This is a genomic window from Herbaspirillum sp. Her4, assembly GCF_057961335.1.
The window spans coordinates 5276829-5297487 of record NZ_CM176330.1 but is presented as its reverse complement, the minus strand read 5'-3'; the positions used below and the strand labels follow the sequence as shown (position 1 = coordinate 5297487).

The following is a 20659-nucleotide window of genomic DNA, read 5'->3' as shown; positions in this document are numbered from 1 at the left end:
GTTCTATACTGCCTCTCGATATATGAATGTTCAGGCTAGAAATCCACTCACTACAAGGAGACCCAGATGGCAAAAGCAATCCGCATGAGCAAGACCGGCGGCCCCGAAGTCATGGAATATGTGGACGTGGAAGTGGGCGAACCGGGTCCCGGTGAAGTCCGCATCCGCCACGCTGCCATCGGCCTGAACTTCATCGATTGCTATTTCCGCTCCGGTCTCTATCCGCAGCCGCTGCCAGCCGGCCTGGGCCAGGAAGCGGCCGGCACTATCGAGGCCGTTGGTGCGGGCGTGGCCGGTTTCCAGGTCGGTGACCGCGTGGCCTATGCCGGTCGTCCCAATGGGGCTTATGCCGAAGCGCGCGTGATGCCGGCCGATATCCTGGTCAAGCTGCCGGATGCCATCAGTTTCGATACCGCAGCGGCCATGATGCTGCAGGGCATGACCGTGCAATACCTGCTGCGCCAGACCTATGCCGTGCAGCCGGGCGAGACCATCCTGTTCCATGCAGCCGCCGGTGGTATCGGCCTGATCGCCTGCCAGTGGGCGCGCGCCCTGGGCGTGAACCTGATCGGCACCGTCAGCAGCGACGAGAAGGCGGCCCTGGCCAAGCAGCATGGCGCGGCCCACGTCATCAACTACACCACCGAAAACTTCGTCGAACGCGTCAAGGAAATCACCGGCGGCAAAGGGGTGCCGGTGGTCTATGACGCCATCGGCAAGGACACCTTCACCGGCTCGCTGGATTGCCTGCGCCCGCGCGGCATGATGGTCAGCTTCGGCAATGCCTCCGGTCCGGTACCGCCGTTCGGCGTGTCCGAACTGGCCTCGCGCGGTTCGCTGTTCCTGACCCGCCCCTCGCTGGGCAACTACATCGCCACCCGCCCCGAACTCGATGCCACCGCCGGCGACCTGCTCGACATGGTCGAGAGCGGCAAGATCAGCATCGAGATCAACCAGCGCTATGCCTTGAAGGATGTCGGCCAGGCCCACGCCGACCTGGAAGGCCGCAAGACCACCGGTTCGACCATCCTGATCCCGTGATGGCCGCGTAATCGCCTGATGACCCTGACACAAGAGGAATGCCTATGGACCAGCCCCCGCGCGACCCCGGCCTCGACAATCCCATGGGCCATCCCCCCGAGCAGGCGGCCGGCGCCGACGGCTCGCCCAAGTTCGGGCGGCTGTTGGCGGTGCTGATCTGTGCGGTGCTCATGATCGTGGTCATCACCTTTGCCAGCGAAGCCTACTTCTCCTGATTTTCCACTGGATATCGAAATTCTTCGGTACGGATCTCGCAAGTTATCGGGGTTTACCCAAGACTATGCGTGGATCACGCATTTTTCTCCGTCTTGATCGTCAAATGCTGCCTTCGGCGTTCGGGTGAATTTCTTCACCTGAACGCCTCCAGGGAGAACATTTTTGGCGGGAGAGGGAGATGGGAAGGAACTGGCAAGCGGTCGTTGTCTGGTGCGGCCGTCTGGCCTTGGGCGTGGCGTGCGGCCTGCACGCTGCGCAGGCGGCCGAGAACGGGGTGAGCCCGCAGGAAATCGTGCTGGGCCAGTCGGCCCCCTTTACCGGCCCGGCCGCCGAGGTCGGGCGCGACTTCCAGGAAGGGGCACGCAGCTATTTCGCCCAGGTCAATGCCCGTGGCGGCGTGCATGGGCGGCGCGTGCGGCTGCTGAGCCTGGATGACGGCTACCAGCCCGAACGCACCCTGGCCAATACCCAGCAACTGATCTGGCGCGACAAGGTATTCGCGCTGTTCGGTTTTTCCGGCACGCCCACGGTGCTGGCGGCGCTGCCGGCCATCCGCGAGGCCGGCATTCCGCTGATCGCCCCGCACACCGGGGCTGCCGCCCTGCGCGAACCCTTCAATCGCCTGATCTTCCACGTGCGCGCCAGCTACGACCAGGAAACCGGTTTCCTGCTGCGTCAGCTGCAGGGCACCGGGCGCAAGCGCGTGGCGGTGTTCTACCAGAACGATGAGCTCGGCAAGGGCCTGCTGGACAACCTGCGCCAGCGCGCAGCGCAATACGGACTGACCCTGGTCGGCAGCATGCCCATCGAGCGCAACAGCGATGCCGTGGGGCCGGCTGCAGAACAGTTCATGAAGATGCGCCCCGATGTGGTGATCCAGGCCGTGTCCTACGAGCCGGCCGCGGCGCTCATCACGCGCATGCGGGCGGCGGGCTACCTCGGCGGCTTTTCCCCATTATTCCTTCGTCGGCAGCCTGTCGCTGGCCGCACGCCTCAAGCAGACCGGGGTCGGTACCGAGATCACCCAGGTGGTGCCATTTCCCAACAAGGCCAGGCTGCCCATCGTCTACGAATACCAGAAGGCCATGGAAAGCAGCCCCCGGCGCGCGCTGCAATTTCATCGGGCTGGAAGGCTACATCGCCGCCCGCGTGCTGGTCGAGGGCCTGCGCCGTGCCGGCCCGCAACTTACGCGTGCCGGCCTGATCCGGGCGCTGGAGAGCATCACCCCGGCCAACTACGATGGCGGCGGCTTCAGCCTGCAGTTCGGGCGCACCGATCACAGCGGGTCCGATTTCGTTGACCTCACCGCCATCGGCACGGGTGGACGCTTCATCAATTGAGGGCAGGGCAGCGGAGCAGCCGCCCGGCGCGGTCCTGTCCTGATCGGCTACACTGTGACGCGGCGCCCGGCGACCGGCCGTACGCCATCGCCTCCCTTGCCACCCTCATCAAGGATCCGCCGTGTCTGGTTCCCGCTCCTCTTCGCTGGCTGCGCCCGCCTACTCCGGCGTGGCCCTGATGGCCGCCTGCAGCGCCGGTTTCCTGTGGGGCACCGGAGCCCTGGTGGTCAACATCCTGATCGCGCAATACGGCTTCGCGCCGGGCGACATCTCCTTCTGGCGCTTTGCGGTCGGTGCGGTGTTCCTGTGTCTGGTATTCGGCGCACGCATCCACCTGCCGACCCTGCGCGCGCTGCTGTTGCCCGTGGTGCTGGCCGGGACCACCATGGCCGGCTACGTGCTGTTCTGGTTCTTGGGAATCGAGCGCATCGGCGCGGCCATTCCCACGCTGATCGCCCTGTGCCTGCCACCCGTGTTTTCCACCGTCATCGCGCTGTTGCGCGGGCACGAGAAGCTGGACTGGACACTGGCAGCGGTGCTGGCCGCCGCACTCGGCGGCACCGTGCTGATCGTGGCGCGGCATGAGGCCAATGGCAGCGCCGCATCAGGCCAGACGGACCTGCTCATCGGACTGGCCTGTTCGGTCGCCTCGGCCTTGCTCTATACCGGATTCACGCTGGTCAGCGGACGGCTCTCGACGGCGCTGGGAGCTGGCCCCTCCGCAACCTGCCTGACCGTGGTGGCGGCGCTGGTGATGGGACTGGCCAGCCTGGCGCGGCCGCTGCACTGGCCCAGCGGCTTGCCGCCGCAAGCCTGGTATCTGTACCTGGGGGTGGTCACGGCGGCGCTGGCGCTGCTGGTGTTCAGCTGGGGCGCCGCACGCCTGACGCCCACGGCGCTGACCGTGGCGACCCTGATCGAACCGCTCACGGCGGTCCTGCTGGCCGCCGTACTGCTGGGCCAGACCCTGAGCGCTACCCAGTGGCTGGGCGGCGCGCTGTTGTTGCTGAGCATCTGGGGCCTGGGCAAGCGGCTCGGGCGGTCGCCGCACGGGTGAGCGGGATCAGTTCTCCGGCTGGCCGTTCTTGTCCACCTTGATGCGGATGTGGCGCGTCACGCCGCTGGGACCGGGGAAATCCTCGAAGGCCGCGCGCACCATGGCCGGCATGGCGGCCGTCAGTCCGGCACGCTGGCCTTCGCTGTCGACCACGACGTCGAACAGCTTCTTGCCGTCGCTGGCCTGGCTGATGCCGATCTGCAGCCGGCGCAGGAAGACCGGATAGCTGGTGGTCTGCATCGGACCGCCATACCAGAAGGGATCATAGAACGGTCCGTAAGGGCCGTAGAAGCCGAACGGGCGCGGACCAAAGCGTCCCCAGCCCGGCCCCGGTCCGTAGAAGAAGGGATCATAGGCCGGCCGGCTCACTACCACCTGCTCGGTATTCATCCCGTAGCCGAAGCTGACCTGCAATTGCGCCGACTTCAGATCGCGCGCCTCGGTGAAGCCGAGGAATTGCAGCTCCTGGCGGATCAGCCCGGCGTAGTTCTGGTATTGCAGGTCATTCTCCTGTTCCTTGGCGGGCGCAAAGGCATAGGCGCGCTGGTTGTAGTCGGGCGACCAGGCGTGGAAAGAGGTGACGTTGCTCTCGATCACCGAGGCGCAACCGGACAGCAGCAGGCTGGCCGCTGCAAGAAGGGGATAAAGCCAGCGTTTCATGAACGAACTCCATCAGAAAAAAGCCGGGCACCGGGCAGAAGGCTGGGATGCCGTGGGAAGGGCGCTTGCGGGGCGATATGAAGCAAAATGCCAAAAACCTTGCCTCGTCAGACCTTGCGCGCGGCCATTTTGATCCCGCGTGGAAAGCGACAGCCGGAACCCCCCGCTGCGCCTGCCTGCTTCGCCCCAATCTGGGGCAAGGGCCGGTTTCGCCATTGTACCGGCCGGAGGCCGATATGAACCATGCTTCCCGCCAACAGTCCCTGATGGAGACGAGCGCGGCAAATCCGGCCGATTCCATTCGCGCAGTGCGGGATGATTGGTAAAATCGGGTTTTTGCTGCACCTGAATTGGCTTCCTGCTGTCTTAGCCTTCACTTTAGCCCTCATTTTCTGACCTCCATTTCCCTTCCCGGACAGGCCTCCATGCGCACCGATACGCCCCAGACGATCTACCGTAAAGACTACGCCGCTCCCAATTACCTGGCTGACACCGTCGAGATGGGTTTCGACCTCGATCCCGCTGACACCCATGTGGCCACCCGCATCACCCTGACCCGCAACCCGGCCGCCAAGGGCCGCGACCTGATCCTCTTCGGCGAAGAGCTGGAACTGGTGGCCCTGCGCCTGAACGGCAAGACGCTCTCGCAGGCCAAGGGCGATTTCCGCATCGCTGGCGGCGTGCTGACCATCCCCGCCGCCCCGGCCAAGGTGACGCTGGAGATCGAGACCCTGGTCCATCCGGATCGCAATACCTCGCTCATGGGCCTGTACGTGTCCAATGGCAATTTCTTCACCCAGTGCGAGGCCGAAGGCTTCCGCAAGATCACCTACTTCCCTGACCGCCCGGACGTGATGGCCAAATTCACCGTCATGCTGCGCGCCGACAAGGCACGCTATCCGGTGCTGCTGTCCAACGGCAACCTGATCGAAGAGGGTGAGCTGCCCGATGGCCGCCACTACGCCAAGTGGGAAGATCCGTTCAAGAAGCCTTCTTACCTGTTCGCCCTGGTGGCCGGCCAGCTGGTCTGCCAGGAAGAAACCGTGCGCCTGCACTCGGGCCGCGATGCGCTGCTGCAGGTGTGGGTGGAAGAGGGCAACCTCGACAAGACCCAGCACGCCATGGAGTCGCTCAAGAACAGCATCACCTGGGACGTGGAACGCTTCGGCCTGGATCTCGACCTGGACCGCTTCATGATCGTGGCGGTGGGCGACTTCAACATGGGCGCCATGGAAAACAAGGGCCTGAACATCTTCAACACCAAGTACGTGCTGGCCAATCCGCGCATCGCCACCGATGTCGACTTCGCCAACATCGAAGCGGTGGTCGGCCACGAATATTTCCACAACTGGACCGGCAACCGCGTCACCTGCCGCGACTGGTTCCAGCTGTCGCTGAAGGAAGGCCTGACCGTCTTCCGCGACCAGGAATTCTCGGCCGACATGATCGGCAGCGACAGCGGCCGTGCCGTCAAGCGCATCGATGACGTGCGCGTGCTGCGCCAGGCGCAGTTCCCGGAAGATGCCGGTCCGATGGCCCACCCGGTGCGTCCCGATTCGTTTGTCGAGATCAACAATTTCTACACCGTCACCGTCTACGAAAAGGGCGCTGAAGTGGTGCGCATGTACCAGACCCTGCTGGGCCGTGACGGCTTCCGCAAGGGCATGGACCTGTACTTCAAGCGCCACGATGGCCAGGCCGTGACCTGCGACGATTTCCGTGCCGCCATGGCCGACGCCAATGGCCGCGACCTGTCGCAATTCGAACGCTGGTACAGCCAGGCCGGCACGCCGCTGGTGCAAGCCAGCGCGGACTACGACGCCAAGCGCAAGACCCTGACCCTGACGCTGGAACAAAGCTGCCCGGCCACGCCCGGCCAGAAGAAGAAACAGCCCTTCCACATCCCGGTGGCCGTGGGCCTGCTGGATGCGCAGGGCCGTGACCTGGCGCTGACCCTGCAAGGCGAGAAGAAGGCCGGTGCCACCACCCGCGTGCTGGAACTGACCAAGGCCCAGCAGAGCTTCACCTTCATCAACGTCGATGAAAAGCCGGTGCCGTCGCTGCTGCGCGGTTTCTCCGCGCCGGTGGTCCTGCAATACGACTACAGCGATGCCGAACTGGCCTTCCTGATGGCCCACGACAGCGATGCCTTCAACCGCTGGGAAGCCGGCCAGCGCCTGGCCACGCGCCGTCTGCTGAACCTGACGGTGGCCGTGCAGGCCGCGCGCCAGTCCGGCCATGTGGTGGCGGTCGATACCGTGCTCAACAACATCGAGCACGACGGTGCCCTGGCCGAAGCGCTGCGCGCCACCCTCAAGGACGAGTCGCTGGATCCTGCCTTCCGCGAACTGGTACTGACCCTGCCGTCGGAAACCATGATCGCCGAACAGATGGAAGTCATCGACCCGCACGCCATCCACGTGGCGCGCCAGTTCCTGCGCCGCTCGCTGGCGCGCGAACTGCGCGATGATCTGCTGGCCGTGTATCGCGCCCACCAGACCCCGGGTGCCTACAGCCCCGACGCCGCTTCGGCCGGTCATCGTGCCTTGAAGAACGTGGCCCTGTCCTACCTGGCCGAACTGGATGATGAAGAAGCCATGGCTCTGGCCCAGCAGCAGGACCAGGACGCCAACAACATGACCGACCGCCTGGCCGCACTCTCGGCGGTCCTCAACAGCGCCGCCCCCGGCAAGAGCGAAGCCCTGCAGCGCTTCTACGCCGAGTTCGAACAGGAAGCCCTGGTCATCGACAAGTGGTTCACCCTGCAGGCCACGGCCCGCAATGCCGACGTGAACACCGTGCGCACCCTGACCGAGCATCCGGCTTTCACGCTCAAGAATCCGAATCGCGCACGCAGCCTGATCTTCAGCTTCTGCAACGGCAACCCCTCGGCCTTCCATGCGCTGGACGGCAATGGCTATGCCTTCTGGGCCGAACAGGTGATCGCCCTGAACGGCAGCAATCCGCAGGTGGCCGCCCGCCTGGCGCGCAGCCTGGACCGCTGGCGCAAGTACACCCCGGCGCTGCAGGAAAAGATGCGCCTGGCCCTGCAACAGGTTGCAGCTTCCCCCAAACTCTCGCGCGATGTGGCCGAAGTCATCACCAAGGCCCTGGCCGATTGATCTGTCAGACAGATAATTGACCCCTCACTCATTCATCCGATTCATTAAATAAAAACCACTGCAAGGAAGACCACCATGAAACGTATCAGCCTCACGCAACACCTGATCGAGCAGCAGCGTCTGCACAACAAGATCCCGTCCGAACTGCGCCTGCTGATCGAAGTCGTCGGCCGTGCCTGCAAGTCGATCTCGCATGCGGTCGGCAAGGGCGCGCTGGGCGAAGTGCTGGGCAGCGCCGGCAGCGAGAACGTGCAGGGCGAAGTGCAGAAGAAGCTGGACGTGATCTCCAACGAGATCCTGCTGGAAGCCAATGAATGGGGCGGCCACCTGGCGGCCATGGCCTCCGAGGAAATGGAGACCATCCACCGCATCCCCAACCGCTATCCCAAGGGCGAATACCTGCTGATGTTCGATCCGCTGGATGGCTCCTCCAACATCGACGTCAACGTCTCCATCGGCACCATCTTCTCGGTGCTGAAGGCCCCGGAAGGCATGACCGAACCCAGCGAGCAGGACTTCATGCAGCCCGGCACCAAGCAGGTCGCCGCCGGCTATGCCGTCTACGGCCCGCAGACCGTGCTGGTGCTGACCACCGGCGACGGCGTGCACTGCTTCACGCTGGACCGCGAAATGGGCGCCTGGGTGCTGACCCAGAAGGACATCAAGATTCCCGAAGACACCAAGGAATTCGCCATCAACGCCTCCAATCAGCGTCACTGGTTCCCGCCGGTCACCCGCTACGTGGATGAAATGCTGGCCGGTTCCACCGGTCCGCGCGGCAAGGATTTCAACATGCGCTGGATCGCCTCCATGGTGGCCGACGTGCATCGCATCCTGAACCGCGGCGGCATCTTCATGTACCCGGCCGATGCGCGTGAGCCGGGCAAGCCGGGCAAGCTGCGCCTGATGTACGAAGCCAACCCGATGGCCTTCATCGTCGAGCAGGCCGGTGGCGCCGCCACCGATGGCCAGCAGCGCATCCTCGACATCCAGCCGGAAAAGCTGCACCAGCGCGTGGCCGTGTTCCTGGGCTCGAAGAATGAAGTGGAGCGCGTGACCTCCTATCACAAGGAGTAAAGGCAGTCACGGCGCGGGCGAGTCCCGCGCGCGTGCAGAAAGAAAAAACGCCCGGTGTGCGCCGGGCGGAAAAAAGCCCGCGATGTGCGGGCTTTCATGTCATTTTCGAAGACGCTCCCACAATTTGTAGATCTCGTCCCCGTTTCGTTTGCCGATCAGTGCAACGTCAATCACGTCGCCAGCCACCGCATAGATAATCCGGTATTCACCAATATCGATGCGGCGATCGCCAGTCTTGCTCCCCTTCAGAATACAGCTATCGTGCGGGGCGGCATTGGACAACAACGACATGACAGCGGATCCGACTTGCTTGTACTGCTTAGCGTCGAGGTCGCTTAGGAACTTCAGCGCCTGCTTGCTTATTTTTAGCTGCATCTTGAGGGTTCCTTAACGAAGCAAGGAACGCATCGACCTCCTTGGCGCTCGCGTAGCCATCCTCGCGAGCAAGCTCGGCTCCAACGACCCAAAGCCGATCTTCAAGCTCTTCAACCTTGCTCACCAGGGCTTCATATTGGCTCTTCGAAACCACGTACGCGGTCAAGCGATCATGTTTCGTGATGCCAACCGGACTCCCCAGTGCAGTATCCAAGACCTCGCCAAACCTGGTCTTTGCGTCCCTCGCGCTGAACAACGTGAGGGTGGTTGCATTCATTGAAATCACTCCGTTAACTCAACCTGAAACTCCAGGTTGGCTCAACCGACCCGGGCGTCATCCCAAGGCGGCTGGATTATCGACATGCGACGTGCAGGCAGCCCCTTCGAAACGCCTGCTGTTATTGCGTCAGTAGTGACGCGCTGAAAAGCATAACCAAAAACGATTTGAACCACAATAACCATTTTGTACCAAAATGATCAAAATGATCAAAATGATCAAAATGATCAAAATGATCAAAATGGTCATTTTGTCTACTTTCCTCATTTTCTCCGCTGTCCCGCTTTTTTGACGTTACGGTCCTTTGTGCTTTCGCCTACGCCTCATCCCTGCGCCGATGGCGCTCCCGCCTGCGCCAGCCGCACCTGATTGCGCCCGCCATGCTTGGCTTCATAGAGGGCCGCATCGGCGCGCCCCAGCAAGTCTTCCACGGTGCGCTCGCCCTCTGGCAGCAATTCCATGGCACACACGCCCGCGCTGGCCGTGACCACGCCGCGCGGATTGCCGCGATGGGGCAGGTCCAGCGCCTGGATGCCGGCGCGGATCTTTTCCGCCACCTGCACCGCACCGTCGGCATCGGTATCGGGCAGCAGCATGAGCATTTCCTCGCCGCCATAGCGCGCGGCCAGATCGCCCGGCCGGCGCTGGCGCTCGCGCAGGACGGCGGCAATGCGGCGCAGACATTCGTCGCCCGCCTGATGGCCGTAGAGGTCGTTGTACTGCTTGAAGAAATCCACATCGATCATGATCAGCGAGAGAGCCGACTTGCTGCGTGCGGCACGCCGGAATTCCGCCGCCAGTACGGTATCGAGATGACGGCGGTTGGCCAGGCCGGTCAGGCCATCCTGATGCGCCAGCTGCTCCAGCCGCTGGTTGGCCTGGTGCAGCTCGCCCATCACCTGCAGCGCGCGATCCTCGGCCACCAGGCGCAGCTCGATCTGCCCGATCAGCCGCCACCCGAACAGCCCGATGATGATCAGCAACAGCAGCACCGCCGCACCATACACGATGGTCTGCTGCCGCCACGGGGCGAGCGCTTCATTGCTCGATGTGGTCACGGTGACGATCAGCGGGAAGCCCTGCACCGGCTGGTACGACACGTAGCGGTCGATGTCGTCCAGCGGCGAATGCAGCAGTACATGGCCGCTGGTTGGACTGGCCAGCGCTTCGCCGATGACCGGGTCCAGGCTCAGGTCGTGATTGATGTAGGCGGGATCGAAAGGCTGCCGCGTCAGGACCTTGCCGGGCCGCAGGAGCAGCAGGATGGAACTGTCGCGGCCGATCTCCACGGTCTGGTACAGGGCGTTGAAGTGATCCAGCCGCAAGGTCGCCAGCAGCAGCCCGGCGAAGCGGCCATCCGAATGATTCAGGCGGCGCGACATCGGAATGATCCACTGGTCGGTACTGCGGCTGAGCAGGGTCGGATGGATGTGCGGTTGGGGATCGTCGTGATCGCGATGATAGATGAAATACGCGCGGTCGCTGTTGTTGGCATCGCTGGGGCGCGGCGGCGAAGAACTGGCCACGCGATTGCCGTGCTCGTCGAAGATGTAGAGCCCGTCGAGCTGCGGCATTTCGCTGGCCAGGCGGCGCAGGACCGGGCTCATGGCGTGCAGTTGCGCATGGGTGGTGCCGGCATCGTCGATACGGTCGCTGATGTTGATCAGCGCGCCGTGGGTGGCCTGGAACACGTCATAGGCATGGCGCGCCAGGGCACGCGCAATGTTGCCGGAATAGGTGCGGGTGTTGTCCAGCTGCACCGTGCGCGCGGCCAGGCTTTGCCAGACGTGGCCAGCCGCGATGGTCACGCAGATCAGCGCGACGAACAGCCGTGCCCGCCGCGCCACGGAATGGCGCGCTACCCGCCCTGCCTTTGCCAGCATTGGCCGCATCGTCCGTGTCTCCCCTCCCGGCCGGTCTGTTCCCTCCCCAGGGTGGACCGTTTGAACCAGTATAAGGAGATGGCTCAGCCGTACTGGCCGCGATCAGTCCGTGAAAAAGCCCTCAATTCGTGGGCTGCACCGCCGGCCGGCGCATCAGCTTGACGCTGTGCAGTGCGGTCAGCAGCACCGACAGCCAGATCGGCACATAGGTGCCCAGTTGCGCCAGCTGCAGGCTTTCGCCCAGTACCGCCATGGCCACCAGCACCAGCAGCACCGGTTCCACATAACCGAGGATGCCGAACAGCCCCATCGGCAGCAGCTTGCCGGCGCGCAGGTAGCTGGTCAGGGCGATCATGCTGAGAATGCCCAGGCCCGGCAGCAACAGCCACATGGCGGGTGTGCGCAGCGTAGGGCCGGTGGCCGGGCTGAGCACCAGGGCCAGCAGCGAGGGCAGCGCCAGCACCATCAGTTCCACCGCGAAGATGAGCATGGAGTCGAGGCGGATGCGCCGGCGCAACATGAAGTAGGGGGGATAGCCCAGCGCCACTGCCAGCGTTGGCCACGAGAAGGCGCGCGTCATCCACAGTTCATGCGCCACGCCGACGCAGGCGCACAGCACCGCCAGGCGCTGCAGCAGGTCCATCTTCTCGCCATAGTGGAAGCGGCCTACCAGTACCATCGACAGCGGCAGCATGAAGTAGCCCAGCGAGACTTCCAGTGCCCGGCCATTGACCGATCCCCACAGGAACAGCCATTGCTGCAGGGCCAGCAGGGCCGCCATCAGCACCAGCAGTGCGATGCGCGCGGGGCTGGCCAGCAGTTCGGCCATGGCCGCGCGCAGCCGGGGCAGTTCGTCGCGCCAGGCCAGCAGGCCGAGCACGCAGAGCAGGGTGATGAGGATGCGCCAGGCAAAGATGTCCGTGCCATCCAGCGGGGCCAGCAGGCGGGTGTATCCGGACAGAAAGGCGAACAGGGAAGAGGCCAGCACGGACAAGCCGATGCCGCGGCCGACAAGTTGAGGATTCATCGCAGGACCAGGTGCGTCCGGCGCGAGGAAGAGGCACCGGCAAAAGCGCGATTCTACGGCAAGCCGGGGCTGCGGGTCGCGCGCATGCAAAAAGCCCCGGCCGGAGCCGGGGCTTTGAGGTCGACGCGAGGGAGGAAATTATGCGCCCGGGGAAGTGCCCAGCGGGCCATCCTTCTGTTCACGCGCATAGTTGTTGGGCTGGCCGTTCGGGACTTCATAGCTCTTGCGGTCCACGTACTGGCCATTCTGGCCACTTTCCTGCATGGCCGCCGGCGAGGCGGTCTGCTGGCCCTGGTAGTTGTAGTACTGCGACTGCGAGGACGAATCGTATTGCTGCTGCTGCGCGCCCTGCATCGAGCTGCCGCCCTGATCATAGGACTGGGCATAGGCACCGGTGGCGAAAGTGGCAGCGGCCAGTACGGCGGCGGTGAGGAAGGTCTTGGTCATGGCTGTTCTCCTTTATCCTTGGTTGTGCATTCGATGGCGCTGAATGCAATCGGGACTTCAGTTGCAGTGGCGGATACGATCATGCATGCATCCACAGGTTGGCCTTCGTTTCCCAAAAGCAGGCACGGCACGATAAGTCTTGAAAAAATGTGTCGGGTGGCCTGCATTGCCTGAAAACTTGGGTTCATCATAGGAAGACCGCAGCGCCGCGACAGTCGGAAAGCCCAGCATGTTCTTGTCGGACATTTCGCGCGCGTCTGACAGCCGGCTTGATCGGCGTCCGAGCGCAAATCCAGGATTTTCGATTGATGCAGAATTGAGTTCAATCCAGCTCATCCATGCACAGGCCGCATCAATCCAGCCTGTGCAAATGATCAAAGTGCGAGTCATCTTCGCGGTGACAGGCGCCGGACGTGTCAGTCTGCAAGCTGACACATCGCCCTGGTTTCGTTACAAAACGTATCACTGCCTCATTCTGGCGCAGTGGCAAAACGCTAAGTAAATGTCCTTTGTAAATGTCCTTTGCGAGCTTGTGTGAGAATGTGGGCAAATGCGTTCAGACGGACAGAGGGTCGGACCAATGTGCGCCCATCCGTCCACATCCGTACCCATTCGACCCCACGCCCGCTTGATCTGCGACAGGGAAGTGCAACTCGCTGTGGCAAAAATGCGTATCTCTCCCAAGCGGCGCGAATTGCGTTTTCGCAGGTGGCACAACCGGGTTATTCTCAGTCGCATGGGGTTGCTCAGGCCGCCTGTCCAAGGGGGCTGAGGAAGCAGAACAAGGGGGACATCATGAACAAGGCAACAAGCACTGCGATGCTGGCCGTGCTGGCAGCAGTGACTGTGCTCAGCGCACCGCTGACGGTCCACGCTGCCGAATGCAGCAAGGTCGTCATCTCGGCCGATTCCGATTACGCGCCCCTGCACTGGTACGACGGCAAGCGCCTGACCGGTGCCAGCATCGAGATCGCCACGCGTGCCCTGAGTGCGCTCAATATCCCTTATGAGGTACGCTACGTCGGTCCTTTCCACCGCGTGCTCAAGGAGGCCGAGAGCGGGCAAGTGGCGATGGTGTCCTCGCTCAAGAACACGCCGGAACGCCAGTCCTACCTGGCTTTTGCCTCGGTGCCGCTGTTTTCCAATCCGATTGCGGTCTTCGTGGCGCGCGACAAGCGCTTCGCCTACGCCGGCTGGAAGGATCTGATCGGCAAGCGCGGTGCCATTACGCTGGGCAACCAGTTCGGGGGCGGCTTCGATGAATTCCTGCGTGACAATCTCACCATCGAGACCGCGCAAAAGTTTTACATGAATTTCTCCAAGCTCGATTCGGGCCGTATCGACTACCTCATCACCGGTTACTACAACGGCGTGATCTACCTGAACCAGAACGGCCTGGCCGATCGCTTCATGCCGCTGCGCCCCTTCGTCAGCGAGAGTGACAACTACATCGCCATGAGCCGCGCCAGTCCCTGCGTGAAGCTGCTGCCCCGTATCAACGCGCAGCTGGAAGCGATGCAGAAGAGTGGTGAGCTGCGGGCGGTGCTGCAGAGTTTTGAAACCGATCTGCGCATCGACACCGCCAACCCCGACCAAAGCGGCCGTGCCAAATGAAATCCGGCCCATTCTCACGAGCCGGCGCTTGCCCCTGCAACAGCGGGAAAGAAGCGTAAAACCCTCGCTGTTCCTCACCAGCCGCATGGCATGCGCAGGATAGAGTGACAGGCTGGGGAGCAGTGCGTCGCCCGGACGCGCTGCCGCATCACACACATCACATCGTGCCGCACGCGACGACCATGCCCATCCGAGAAGGCAGGCGCGCGCGCCTGCCTTCATTCAAAAGACGGAGAGGACAATTTGAAGCTGCGAACCAAGATCATCTGGCTGTGCGCCACCACGCTGGTGGGCATCCTGATCATTGCCATGGTGTCGCTGACCACGCTCAGGCGCACCATGATGGAAGAGCGCGAAGCCCAGCTCTCGCTGCTGGTCACGCTGGCCAAGGCCGCGGCCGAGAAGGCGCAGGCGCTGGAGCAGTCCGGCAAGCTCACGCGCGAACAGGCGCAGGCCCAGGCCAAGCTGGTCATCGGCAGTTTCGTCAAGGAGCAGAATTACTACTTCGTGCGCGGCTATACGGACGACTTCAACTACGTGCATCCCAATCCCAAGCGCGTGGGCATTCAGGACAAGACCGCCAAGGAGGATGGCGACCGCTATCGCGCCGCCCTGCAGGGCAAGGAGATCGGCCTGCTGATCGCCGAAGGCACGCGGCCCAATACCACCGAGAAGGTGCAGAAGCTCTATGCCGTGACGCGCTTCGCCCCGTGGGACTGGACCATCGGTTTCGGCGCCTACATCGACGACATCAATCAGGCCTTCTATCGCAATGCCCTGGTGCTGCTGCTGCTGGGCGGCGTACTGATGGGCGCGATCGCCACCATGGCCGCCTTCATCCTGCGCTCCATCCTGCGCCAGCTGGGTGGCGAGCCGGTACGTGCCGTGCAGATCGTGGAGCAGATCGCGCAAGGCGACCTGTCCACGGCCGTCGCGCTCAAGGCCAATGACCGCCACAGCCTGCTGCATTCCATCGAGACCATGCGCCGCAGCCTCTCTGGCATCGTGCAGGGCGTGCGCCAGGGCACGGACACCATCGCCACCGCCTCCGGCGAAATCGCTGCGGGCAATCTTGATCTGTCATCGCGTACCGAGCAGCAGGCCAGCGCGCTCGAAGAGACCGCGTCTTCGATGGAAGAGCTGACGTCCATCGTGCGCCAGAATGCCGACAACGCCAGCCAGGCCAATCAATTGGCCATCACCGCCTCGGGCGTGGCGACCAATGGCGGCAAGGTGATCGAACAGGTGGTCGGTACCATGGCCGACATCAACAGCGCTTCCACCAAGATCGCCGACATCATCGGCGTGATCGACGGCATCGCCTTCCAGACCAACATCCTGGCCCTCAACGCTGCCGTGGAAGCGGCGCGCGCCGGCGAGCAGGGACGCGGCTTTGCGGTGGTGGCCTCGGAAGTGCGCTCGCTGGCGCAGCGCAGTGCGCAGGCGGCGCGGGAGATCAAGGGACTGATCGAGGATTCGGTCAGCAAGGTGGACAACGGCTCGCAGCTGGTGGAGCAGGCAGGCCGCACCATGCAGGAGATTGTCACCAGCGTGCGCCACGTGACCGACGTGGTGGCCGAGATCAGCGCCGCCAGCCGCGAACAGAGTGCGGGGATCGAAGAGGTCAATCGCGCCATCACGCAGATGGACCAGGTGACGCAGCAGAATGCGGCGCTGGTGGAAGAGGCGGCCGCCGCTGCCGCTTCGATGCAGGACCAGGCCGCGCAACTGGCACAACTGGTGTCCGTGTTCCGGCTGCAGGACGCTGCCCAGGGCCTGCGCTAAGTCCCACGGCTTGCCCGGGCTGCGGCGTTCTCGCTTTCCATTCCTTCATTCTCACATCCGCCGTCTCCGGCGCTGCACATCGCAGCGCGCAGAAGCGGCGGATTTTCTTTTGTCGCGCGCACGGGAAAATCGCGTGAGTTTCAATGAGACGCGGTGAGTTCCGGTGACACATGCAGGTTTGCATGCCAATTTTTCTTTCCGTACGGAACTCTGTCTGCACGGCCATAGTCTAGTCTGCACTCGTATTTGCATCGGGAACAGCGATGTGAGGCGAGACGGTCGGAATTGCACAACAAAACCGGACGCCACTGTTCAAATCCCTAGTGAAAACAGGGTGGCATCCGTAGAATTGCCCGACTGCAAAAAGCCGCAATGACGCGGCTTGATGGCGCAACGGAGCGTCTCGCGCAACAGCGCAAGCGGCCAACGATGGCCCTTCCTACACTCCAACACCAACAACATCATGCGCTCCTGGATCAATCATCTCAATTACTCACGCAAGTTCTTCCTCATCGGCACACTCGCTTTTATGCTGTTCATCGTGCCGACCACCATCCTGGTCCGTACCAACCTCGACGACCTGGCCACAGCCCAGCGCGAAACGCTGGCCCTGGCCCCCGGACGGGAACTGCTGCTGCTGCTCAAGCAGATGCAACAGCATCGCGGCCTGTCGGCCCTGTATCTGGCCGATGGTGATGGCGCAGCCGCCAGCCGCGCAGAGCGCCAGAAGGAAGTCGATGCCACCTTCGACCGTGTGCGCAGCGGCCTCAAGCCGTTGGAGGACAAGGCCCTCACCGATGCGCTCGACGGCCTCAATGCGGACTGGCGCGCACTCACGCAAAGTATCGCCAGCAAGTCCATCAATGGCGCGCAGAGCAATGTGCAACATGCGCAACTGATCAAGCGCGAGCTGGATCTGCTGGACGACGTGGCCAACAGTTCCGGCCTGGCGCTGGAAGCGGAGGCTGCGCTGTTCTACGTGCAGCGCGCGGTCATGTCCGAACTGCCGCAACTGACCGAAGCACTGGGTCAGGCCCGTGCGCGCGGTGCCGTGATGCTGGGACGCGGCCAGGCCGATGCGGAAGAACGTGCCCGCCTGGAAAACCTCTCCGACCGTGCCCGCCGCAGCTATGAAAGCGCCCGCCGTTCGCTGACGCTGGCTGCGGGTCGCCACCCCCTGCCGGCCGAGGTGGAAAGCGCCCGTGCAGCAGCCGTCGCGTCTGCCGACGAAGCCTTCAAACTGGCCGACAGCGCCATCGTGCGCGCAGATCAGCTGACCATGCCGGCCCCGCAATGGGTGTCCACCATGACGCGCATCATCGATACGCAATTCGTGCTGGTGACGACGTCCTTCGACATGATGCGTGACGAGTTGCAAGCCAAGATCCCGCGCCTGCGCAATGAACTGATCGTGCTGTGTGCTTCGCTGGCGGTGCTGGCCATGGCTGCGCTGTGGCTGATGGTCGCCATCACCCGTGCCACCACCAGTTCGCTGTCGGAAGCAGTGCGCCTGACCGAGGCGGTATCGGCCGGGGACCTGACCCAGCATGTCGAGGTCAAGGGCAGTGATGAAGTGGCGCGCCTGCTCATGGCGATGCAGGCCATGACGGCGCAACTGAGCATGGTGGTCGGCAGTGTGCGCAGCAATTCGGAGAGCGTGGCCACCGCCAGCGCCCAGATTGCCCAGGGCAATGCGGACCTGAGCAAGCGCACCGAAGAGCAAGCCAGCGCCCTGCAGCAGACTGCCGCTTCCATGGAAGAACTGGGATCGACCGTGCAGCAGAATGCCGACGGTGCCCGCCAGGCCGGCCAGCTGGCGCGTGATGCCGCCGAGGTGGCCAGCCAGGGTGGCGCGGTGGTGCAGCAGGTGGTGCAGACCATGCAGGCTATCCACGCCGGCTCGGACCGCATCAGCGACATCATCGGCGTGATCGATGGCATTGCTTTCCAGACCAACATCCTGGCGCTCAACGCGGCGGTGGAAGCCGCCCGTGCCGGCGAGCAGGGACGCGGCTTTGCGGTGGTGGCCACCGAAGTGCGCAGCCTGGCCCAGCGTTCGGCCACGGCGGCGCGCGAGATCAAGGAACTGATCACCGCCAGCGTCGACCAGGTCGGGCAGGGTACGCAGCTGGCCGATCAGGCCGGCAAGACGATGGAAGAGATCGTGACCTCGATTCGCCGTGTCAGCGACATCATGGTCGGCATCAACGCCGCCACGGCCGAGCAGAACACCGGCATCGCCCAGGTCGGCCAGGCCGTGACCCAGATGGACAGCACCACCCAGCAGAATGCAGCGCTGGTGGAGGAAAGCGCCGCTGCGGCCATCAGCCTCTCGGGCCAGGCCCGCGAGCTGGTGCAGGCGGTGGCCGTGTTCCGTGTCGGAAGGGCAGCACTGGCGGCATGATCGGTTTGGCTGATGGCAGTACCGGTCTGATATCGGCTGGACGGATCATCTGCCCGATCGATCAATCAAGGCAGATTGAGCGCTGCTGTCGATGAATCCCGACGGGGTGTTGTCCGATCTGCCACGCAAAAAGAAAAGTCCGCAGCATCTTGCTGCGGACTTTTTTGCATGCGGGAAAGAAATGTGATGGCGCTGACTGTGTCGCGCGGCTCAGCGGTAGAACGGTTCAACCCGCCCCTTGAGCTTGGTCAGCATGGGATTGCCCTTGCGGTCGAGTGCACGGCCGGCGGGAATCTTGATCCAGCCTTCGCTGATGCAATACTCGCTGACGTTGTTGAATTCCTTGTCGTTGAGCTTGATGCCGATGTCGTGCTCGAAGATGGCGGCAACGTAATGCGGGCTGCGGGGATCGACGCTGAGGCGGTCGGGGAGGGCGGGGCGTTGTGCGGTATCGTTCATGGGCGCGATTATCGGACATAAAAACCGCCAAGACAATGGGCCTCCGACGCCGCCCTGCTGCATCCTCCTACCGCCCGCCGGGCATTTTCCGACACCAAGGCTGGCCGCCCGCTGATAGCGCTGGCCTGTGCCGGCGCGCATGCTCCACGCATCTGACTTTGCGCGAGGATGTATGCGATCTACCGTCGAGGAAATGCAGGCCGCCCGCTCGGCCGCCCAAGCCTACCGCCACCAGCCCGGCAGCCTGCAGGCCGCGCACGTGTATGCGCAACTGTTCGTCGCAACGCCCGACGAGGCCGCCTTGGCCATGGGCCGTGACTACCTTGTTCAACAGATGCAGGAAGCGCAAGAACTGCCCTGCGACCTGCCGCAGGAGCCCTCCGCATTGGCCAGCTGGATCGAAGCGCGCGCCGCTGAAGTCGGCGTTGCCTACGAAAGCTATCTCAAGGAACGCCAGCAAGGCGCGCCGCGCCGCTACTTCAGTGGCCGCGCCCATGCGCTCAATTTCCTGCGCTGCGTGGGCCCGACCAAGATGGTCGACGGTGCCTGGCTCTACAGTGCCATCCGGCGCTGGCGTGATCCGCTGTTCCGCCCGCTGATCCTCACCTATCTGGAAGAGCTGGGCGATGGCGATGCCGCCATGAATCACGTCACCCTCTATCGCAGCCTGCTGGCCGCCAACGGCTGCGATCACGGACCGGCGCTGTCCGAAGAACATTATGTGCAAGGAGCCATCCAGCTGGGGCTGGCCCATCACGGGGCGGAATTCGAGGCCGAGGTGTTCGGCTTCAACCTCGGCTATGAGCAGTTGCCGCTGCACTTGCTCATCACCGCCTACGAACTCAATGAACTGGGCATCGACCCGTATTACTTCACCCTGCACGTCACCATCGACAATGCCGCCAGTGGACACGCCCGCAAGGCCGCCGAGGCGGTCGCGCAGGCGGCCGCCCAGGCTGCGGATCCGCAAGCCTTCATGCAGGGCGTGCGGCGCGGTTATCTGCTCAATGAGCTGGGCGCGAGCACGCTGGGCGTGATCAACTCCTTTGTCCTGCAGGATGAGGTGGTCAGGGTGCTGGCCGAGAAAGCGCCCTTCGGCCGCATGATGCACTCGGACTATTGCCGCATCGGCGGCAAGACGGTCAACCAGTGGCTGGAACAGCCTGACGACATGGCCAGCTTCCTGGCCGAGATGGAAAAGGCCAAGTGGATCACGCGCGGCAAGCCAGCCGAGGAGAGCCGCTTCTGGCGGCTGATCGATGCCGCCGGCGGCCAGATGTTCGGGGTCTTCGAGGGCTACGAAAAGCAGGTCATCCGTGAGTGGATCGAGGACGGTTGGAACGATGGCCGCCGTCAGCCGAGCTTCCGCGCACTGGCGCGCGGGCGTGAGAACGCCGCTGCCGAAGCCCCTGCCGTGCCGGCCGTGGCCTTGGGCGAGGTCGATCTCGATGCGCTCGTGGCCGAGCTGGCACCGGGGCGGCATCATTTCGTGCCCGGTTTGGAGGCGACGCGGCGCTACAGCGAGCGTTACCGGCGTGCATGTGTGGCGTGAGCGCCGCGCCACACAGCCGGTGAGGGGAGCGCAGCGGCAGTCGGCTATAATGTCGGGCCTTGGCCGCTGGCCGCCCCGCAGGATGCACGCTCGCAGCCGATGTGAAGTTGCAGGCGCGGAGGCGGCGGCCCGACCCGTCAACCCGCCGGCACTCCGCCGGCTGCTGGAGAAACCATGAACATTCGCGCAAGAAAACGCCTGATCTATCGCCGTCACCGCATCGGCATGCTGATCGCCGCCATCGAATCCCTGATCGCCCTGGAAGAGTCGATCCTGGAAGGCAAGCAGGCTGCTTGAGTCCGCTCAGGCGCGCTGCCAGCAG

General features: G+C 63.6%; 20 protein-coding genes. 13 read left to right on the top strand and 7 right to left on the bottom strand.

The annotated features are described in order from the left end of the window. Positions 1–66: 66 nt before the first annotated feature. The 5 genes from ACWFUC_RS24000 to ACWFUC_RS23980 all read left to right on the top strand — a co-directional run bounded on the left by ACWFUC_RS24000 (position 67) and on the right by ACWFUC_RS23980 (position 3655). A complete protein-coding gene (locus ACWFUC_RS24000) occupies positions 67–1041 on the top strand; it encodes a quinone oxidoreductase family protein (RefSeq protein ID WP_489623571.1) in 975 nt (324 codons plus the stop codon). A gap of 44 nt (positions 1042–1085) precedes the next feature. Further along, on the top strand, positions 1086–1256 hold the full coding sequence (locus ACWFUC_RS23995) for a hypothetical protein (protein ID WP_166675083.1): 171 nt from the start codon (positions 1086–1088) through the stop codon (positions 1254–1256). Positions 1257–1435: 179 nt separating this feature from the next. Continuing rightward, positions 1436–2461, top strand: coding sequence for an ABC transporter substrate-binding protein (locus tag ACWFUC_RS23990; protein ID WP_489637380.1), 1026 nt, complete (start codon positions 1436–1438; stop codon positions 2459–2461). Continuing rightward, a complete protein-coding gene (locus ACWFUC_RS23985) occupies positions 2377–2598 on the top strand; it encodes an ABC transporter substrate-binding protein (RefSeq protein ID WP_489637629.1) in 222 nt (73 codons plus the stop codon). The genes ACWFUC_RS23990 and ACWFUC_RS23985 overlap by 85 nt, the downstream gene beginning before the upstream one ends. A 121-nt stretch (positions 2599–2719) precedes the next feature. After that, entirely contained in the window at positions 2720–3655 is a 936-nt protein-coding gene (locus tag ACWFUC_RS23980) for a DMT family transporter (RefSeq protein WP_489623569.1), read from the top strand. Between the two features lie 6 nt (positions 3656–3661). Here ACWFUC_RS23980 and ACWFUC_RS23975 read toward each other — a convergent pair whose 3' ends face one another. Beyond that, the gene (locus ACWFUC_RS23975) at positions 3662–4315 is read right to left on the bottom strand and encodes a DUF4136 domain-containing protein (RefSeq protein ID WP_034339484.1); all 654 of its coding nucleotides are present in this window, start codon (positions 4313–4315) and stop codon (positions 3662–3664) included. Between the two features lie 425 nt (positions 4316–4740). Between ACWFUC_RS23975 and pepN the strand changes: the two genes are divergently transcribed. Further along, a complete protein-coding gene (pepN, locus tag ACWFUC_RS23970) occupies positions 4741–7437 on the top strand; it encodes an aminopeptidase N (protein ID WP_489623568.1) in 2697 nt (898 codons plus the stop codon). Positions 7438–7512: 75 nt separating this feature from the next. Continuing rightward, positions 7513–8514 (top strand): class 1 fructose-bisphosphatase, encoded by a 1002-nt coding sequence (locus tag ACWFUC_RS23965; RefSeq protein WP_039784418.1) that lies wholly within the window; start codon positions 7513–7515, stop codon positions 8512–8514. A 99-nt stretch (positions 8515–8613) separates the two neighbouring features. Here the strand turns inward: ACWFUC_RS23965 and ACWFUC_RS23960 are convergent, their stop codons facing one another. From ACWFUC_RS23960 to ACWFUC_RS23940, 5 genes are all read right to left on the bottom strand, one after another. Beyond that, positions 8614–8889 (bottom strand): type II toxin-antitoxin system RelE family toxin, encoded by a 276-nt coding sequence (locus ACWFUC_RS23960; protein ID WP_209582694.1) that lies wholly within the window; start codon positions 8887–8889, stop codon positions 8614–8616. Continuing rightward, positions 8834–9166 carry a type II toxin-antitoxin system Phd/YefM family antitoxin gene (locus ACWFUC_RS23955; protein ID WP_310838363.1) on the bottom strand — a complete coding sequence of 111 codons (333 nt, stop codon included), beginning with the start codon at positions 9164–9166 and terminating at the stop codon, positions 8834–8836. The genes ACWFUC_RS23960 and ACWFUC_RS23955 overlap by 56 nt, the downstream gene beginning before the upstream one ends. A gap of 323 nt (positions 9167–9489) precedes the next feature. After that, positions 9490–11049, bottom strand: coding sequence for a sensor domain-containing diguanylate cyclase (locus tag ACWFUC_RS23950; protein WP_489623567.1), 1560 nt, complete (start codon positions 11047–11049; stop codon positions 9490–9492). A gap of 121 nt (positions 11050–11170) precedes the next feature. Beyond that, a complete protein-coding gene (gene rarD / locus ACWFUC_RS23945) occupies positions 11171–12076 on the bottom strand; it encodes an EamA family transporter RarD (protein ID WP_489637379.1) in 906 nt (301 codons plus the stop codon). 138 nt (positions 12077–12214) lie between these two features. Next, positions 12215–12523 (bottom strand): hypothetical protein, encoded by a 309-nt coding sequence (locus tag ACWFUC_RS23940; protein ID WP_034334554.1) that lies wholly within the window; start codon positions 12521–12523, stop codon positions 12215–12217. 229 nt (positions 12524–12752) lie between these two features. Here ACWFUC_RS23940 and ACWFUC_RS23935 point away from each other — a divergent pair, with 229 nt between their 5' ends. The 4 genes from ACWFUC_RS23935 (at position 12753) to ACWFUC_RS23920 (ending at position 18326) form a co-directional block, all read left to right on the top strand. Beyond that, the gene (locus tag ACWFUC_RS23935) at positions 12753–13025 is read left to right on the top strand and encodes a hypothetical protein (protein ID WP_489623566.1); all 273 of its coding nucleotides are present in this window, start codon (positions 12753–12755) and stop codon (positions 13023–13025) included. 317 nt (positions 13026–13342) lie between these two features. Further along, complete coding sequence (locus ACWFUC_RS23930; RefSeq protein ID WP_489625578.1) at positions 13343–14137, top strand: substrate-binding periplasmic protein; 795 nt, start codon at positions 13343–13345, stop codon at positions 14135–14137. Positions 14138–14380: 243 nt separating this feature from the next. Continuing rightward, entirely contained in the window at positions 14381–15922 is a 1542-nt protein-coding gene (locus ACWFUC_RS23925) for a methyl-accepting chemotaxis protein (RefSeq protein WP_489623565.1), read from the top strand. A gap of 463 nt (positions 15923–16385) precedes the next feature. Next, positions 16386–18326: a methyl-accepting chemotaxis protein gene (locus ACWFUC_RS23920; protein ID WP_489623564.1), complete on the top strand. Its 1941-nt coding sequence runs from the start codon at positions 16386–16388 to the stop codon at positions 18324–18326. Between the two features lie 210 nt (positions 18327–18536). Here the strand turns inward: ACWFUC_RS23920 and ACWFUC_RS23915 are convergent, their stop codons facing one another. Beyond that, positions 18537–18785 carry a DUF3297 family protein gene (locus ACWFUC_RS23915; protein ID WP_034334548.1) on the bottom strand — a complete coding sequence of 83 codons (249 nt, stop codon included), beginning with the start codon at positions 18783–18785 and terminating at the stop codon, positions 18537–18539. A gap of 172 nt (positions 18786–18957) precedes the next feature. On the opposite strand from ACWFUC_RS23915, the gene ACWFUC_RS23910 reads away from it, so the two are divergent. Together ACWFUC_RS23910 and ACWFUC_RS23905 are read left to right on the top strand one after the other, a co-directional pair. Then, positions 18958–20337: an iron-containing redox enzyme family protein gene (locus ACWFUC_RS23910; protein WP_489623563.1), complete on the top strand. Its 1380-nt coding sequence runs from the start codon at positions 18958–18960 to the stop codon at positions 20335–20337. 174 nt (positions 20338–20511) lie between these two features. Further along, positions 20512–20634, top strand: coding sequence for a hypothetical protein (locus tag ACWFUC_RS23905; RefSeq protein WP_255475323.1), 123 nt, complete (start codon positions 20512–20514; stop codon positions 20632–20634). The last annotated feature ends 25 nt before the right edge of the window (positions 20635–20659 follow it).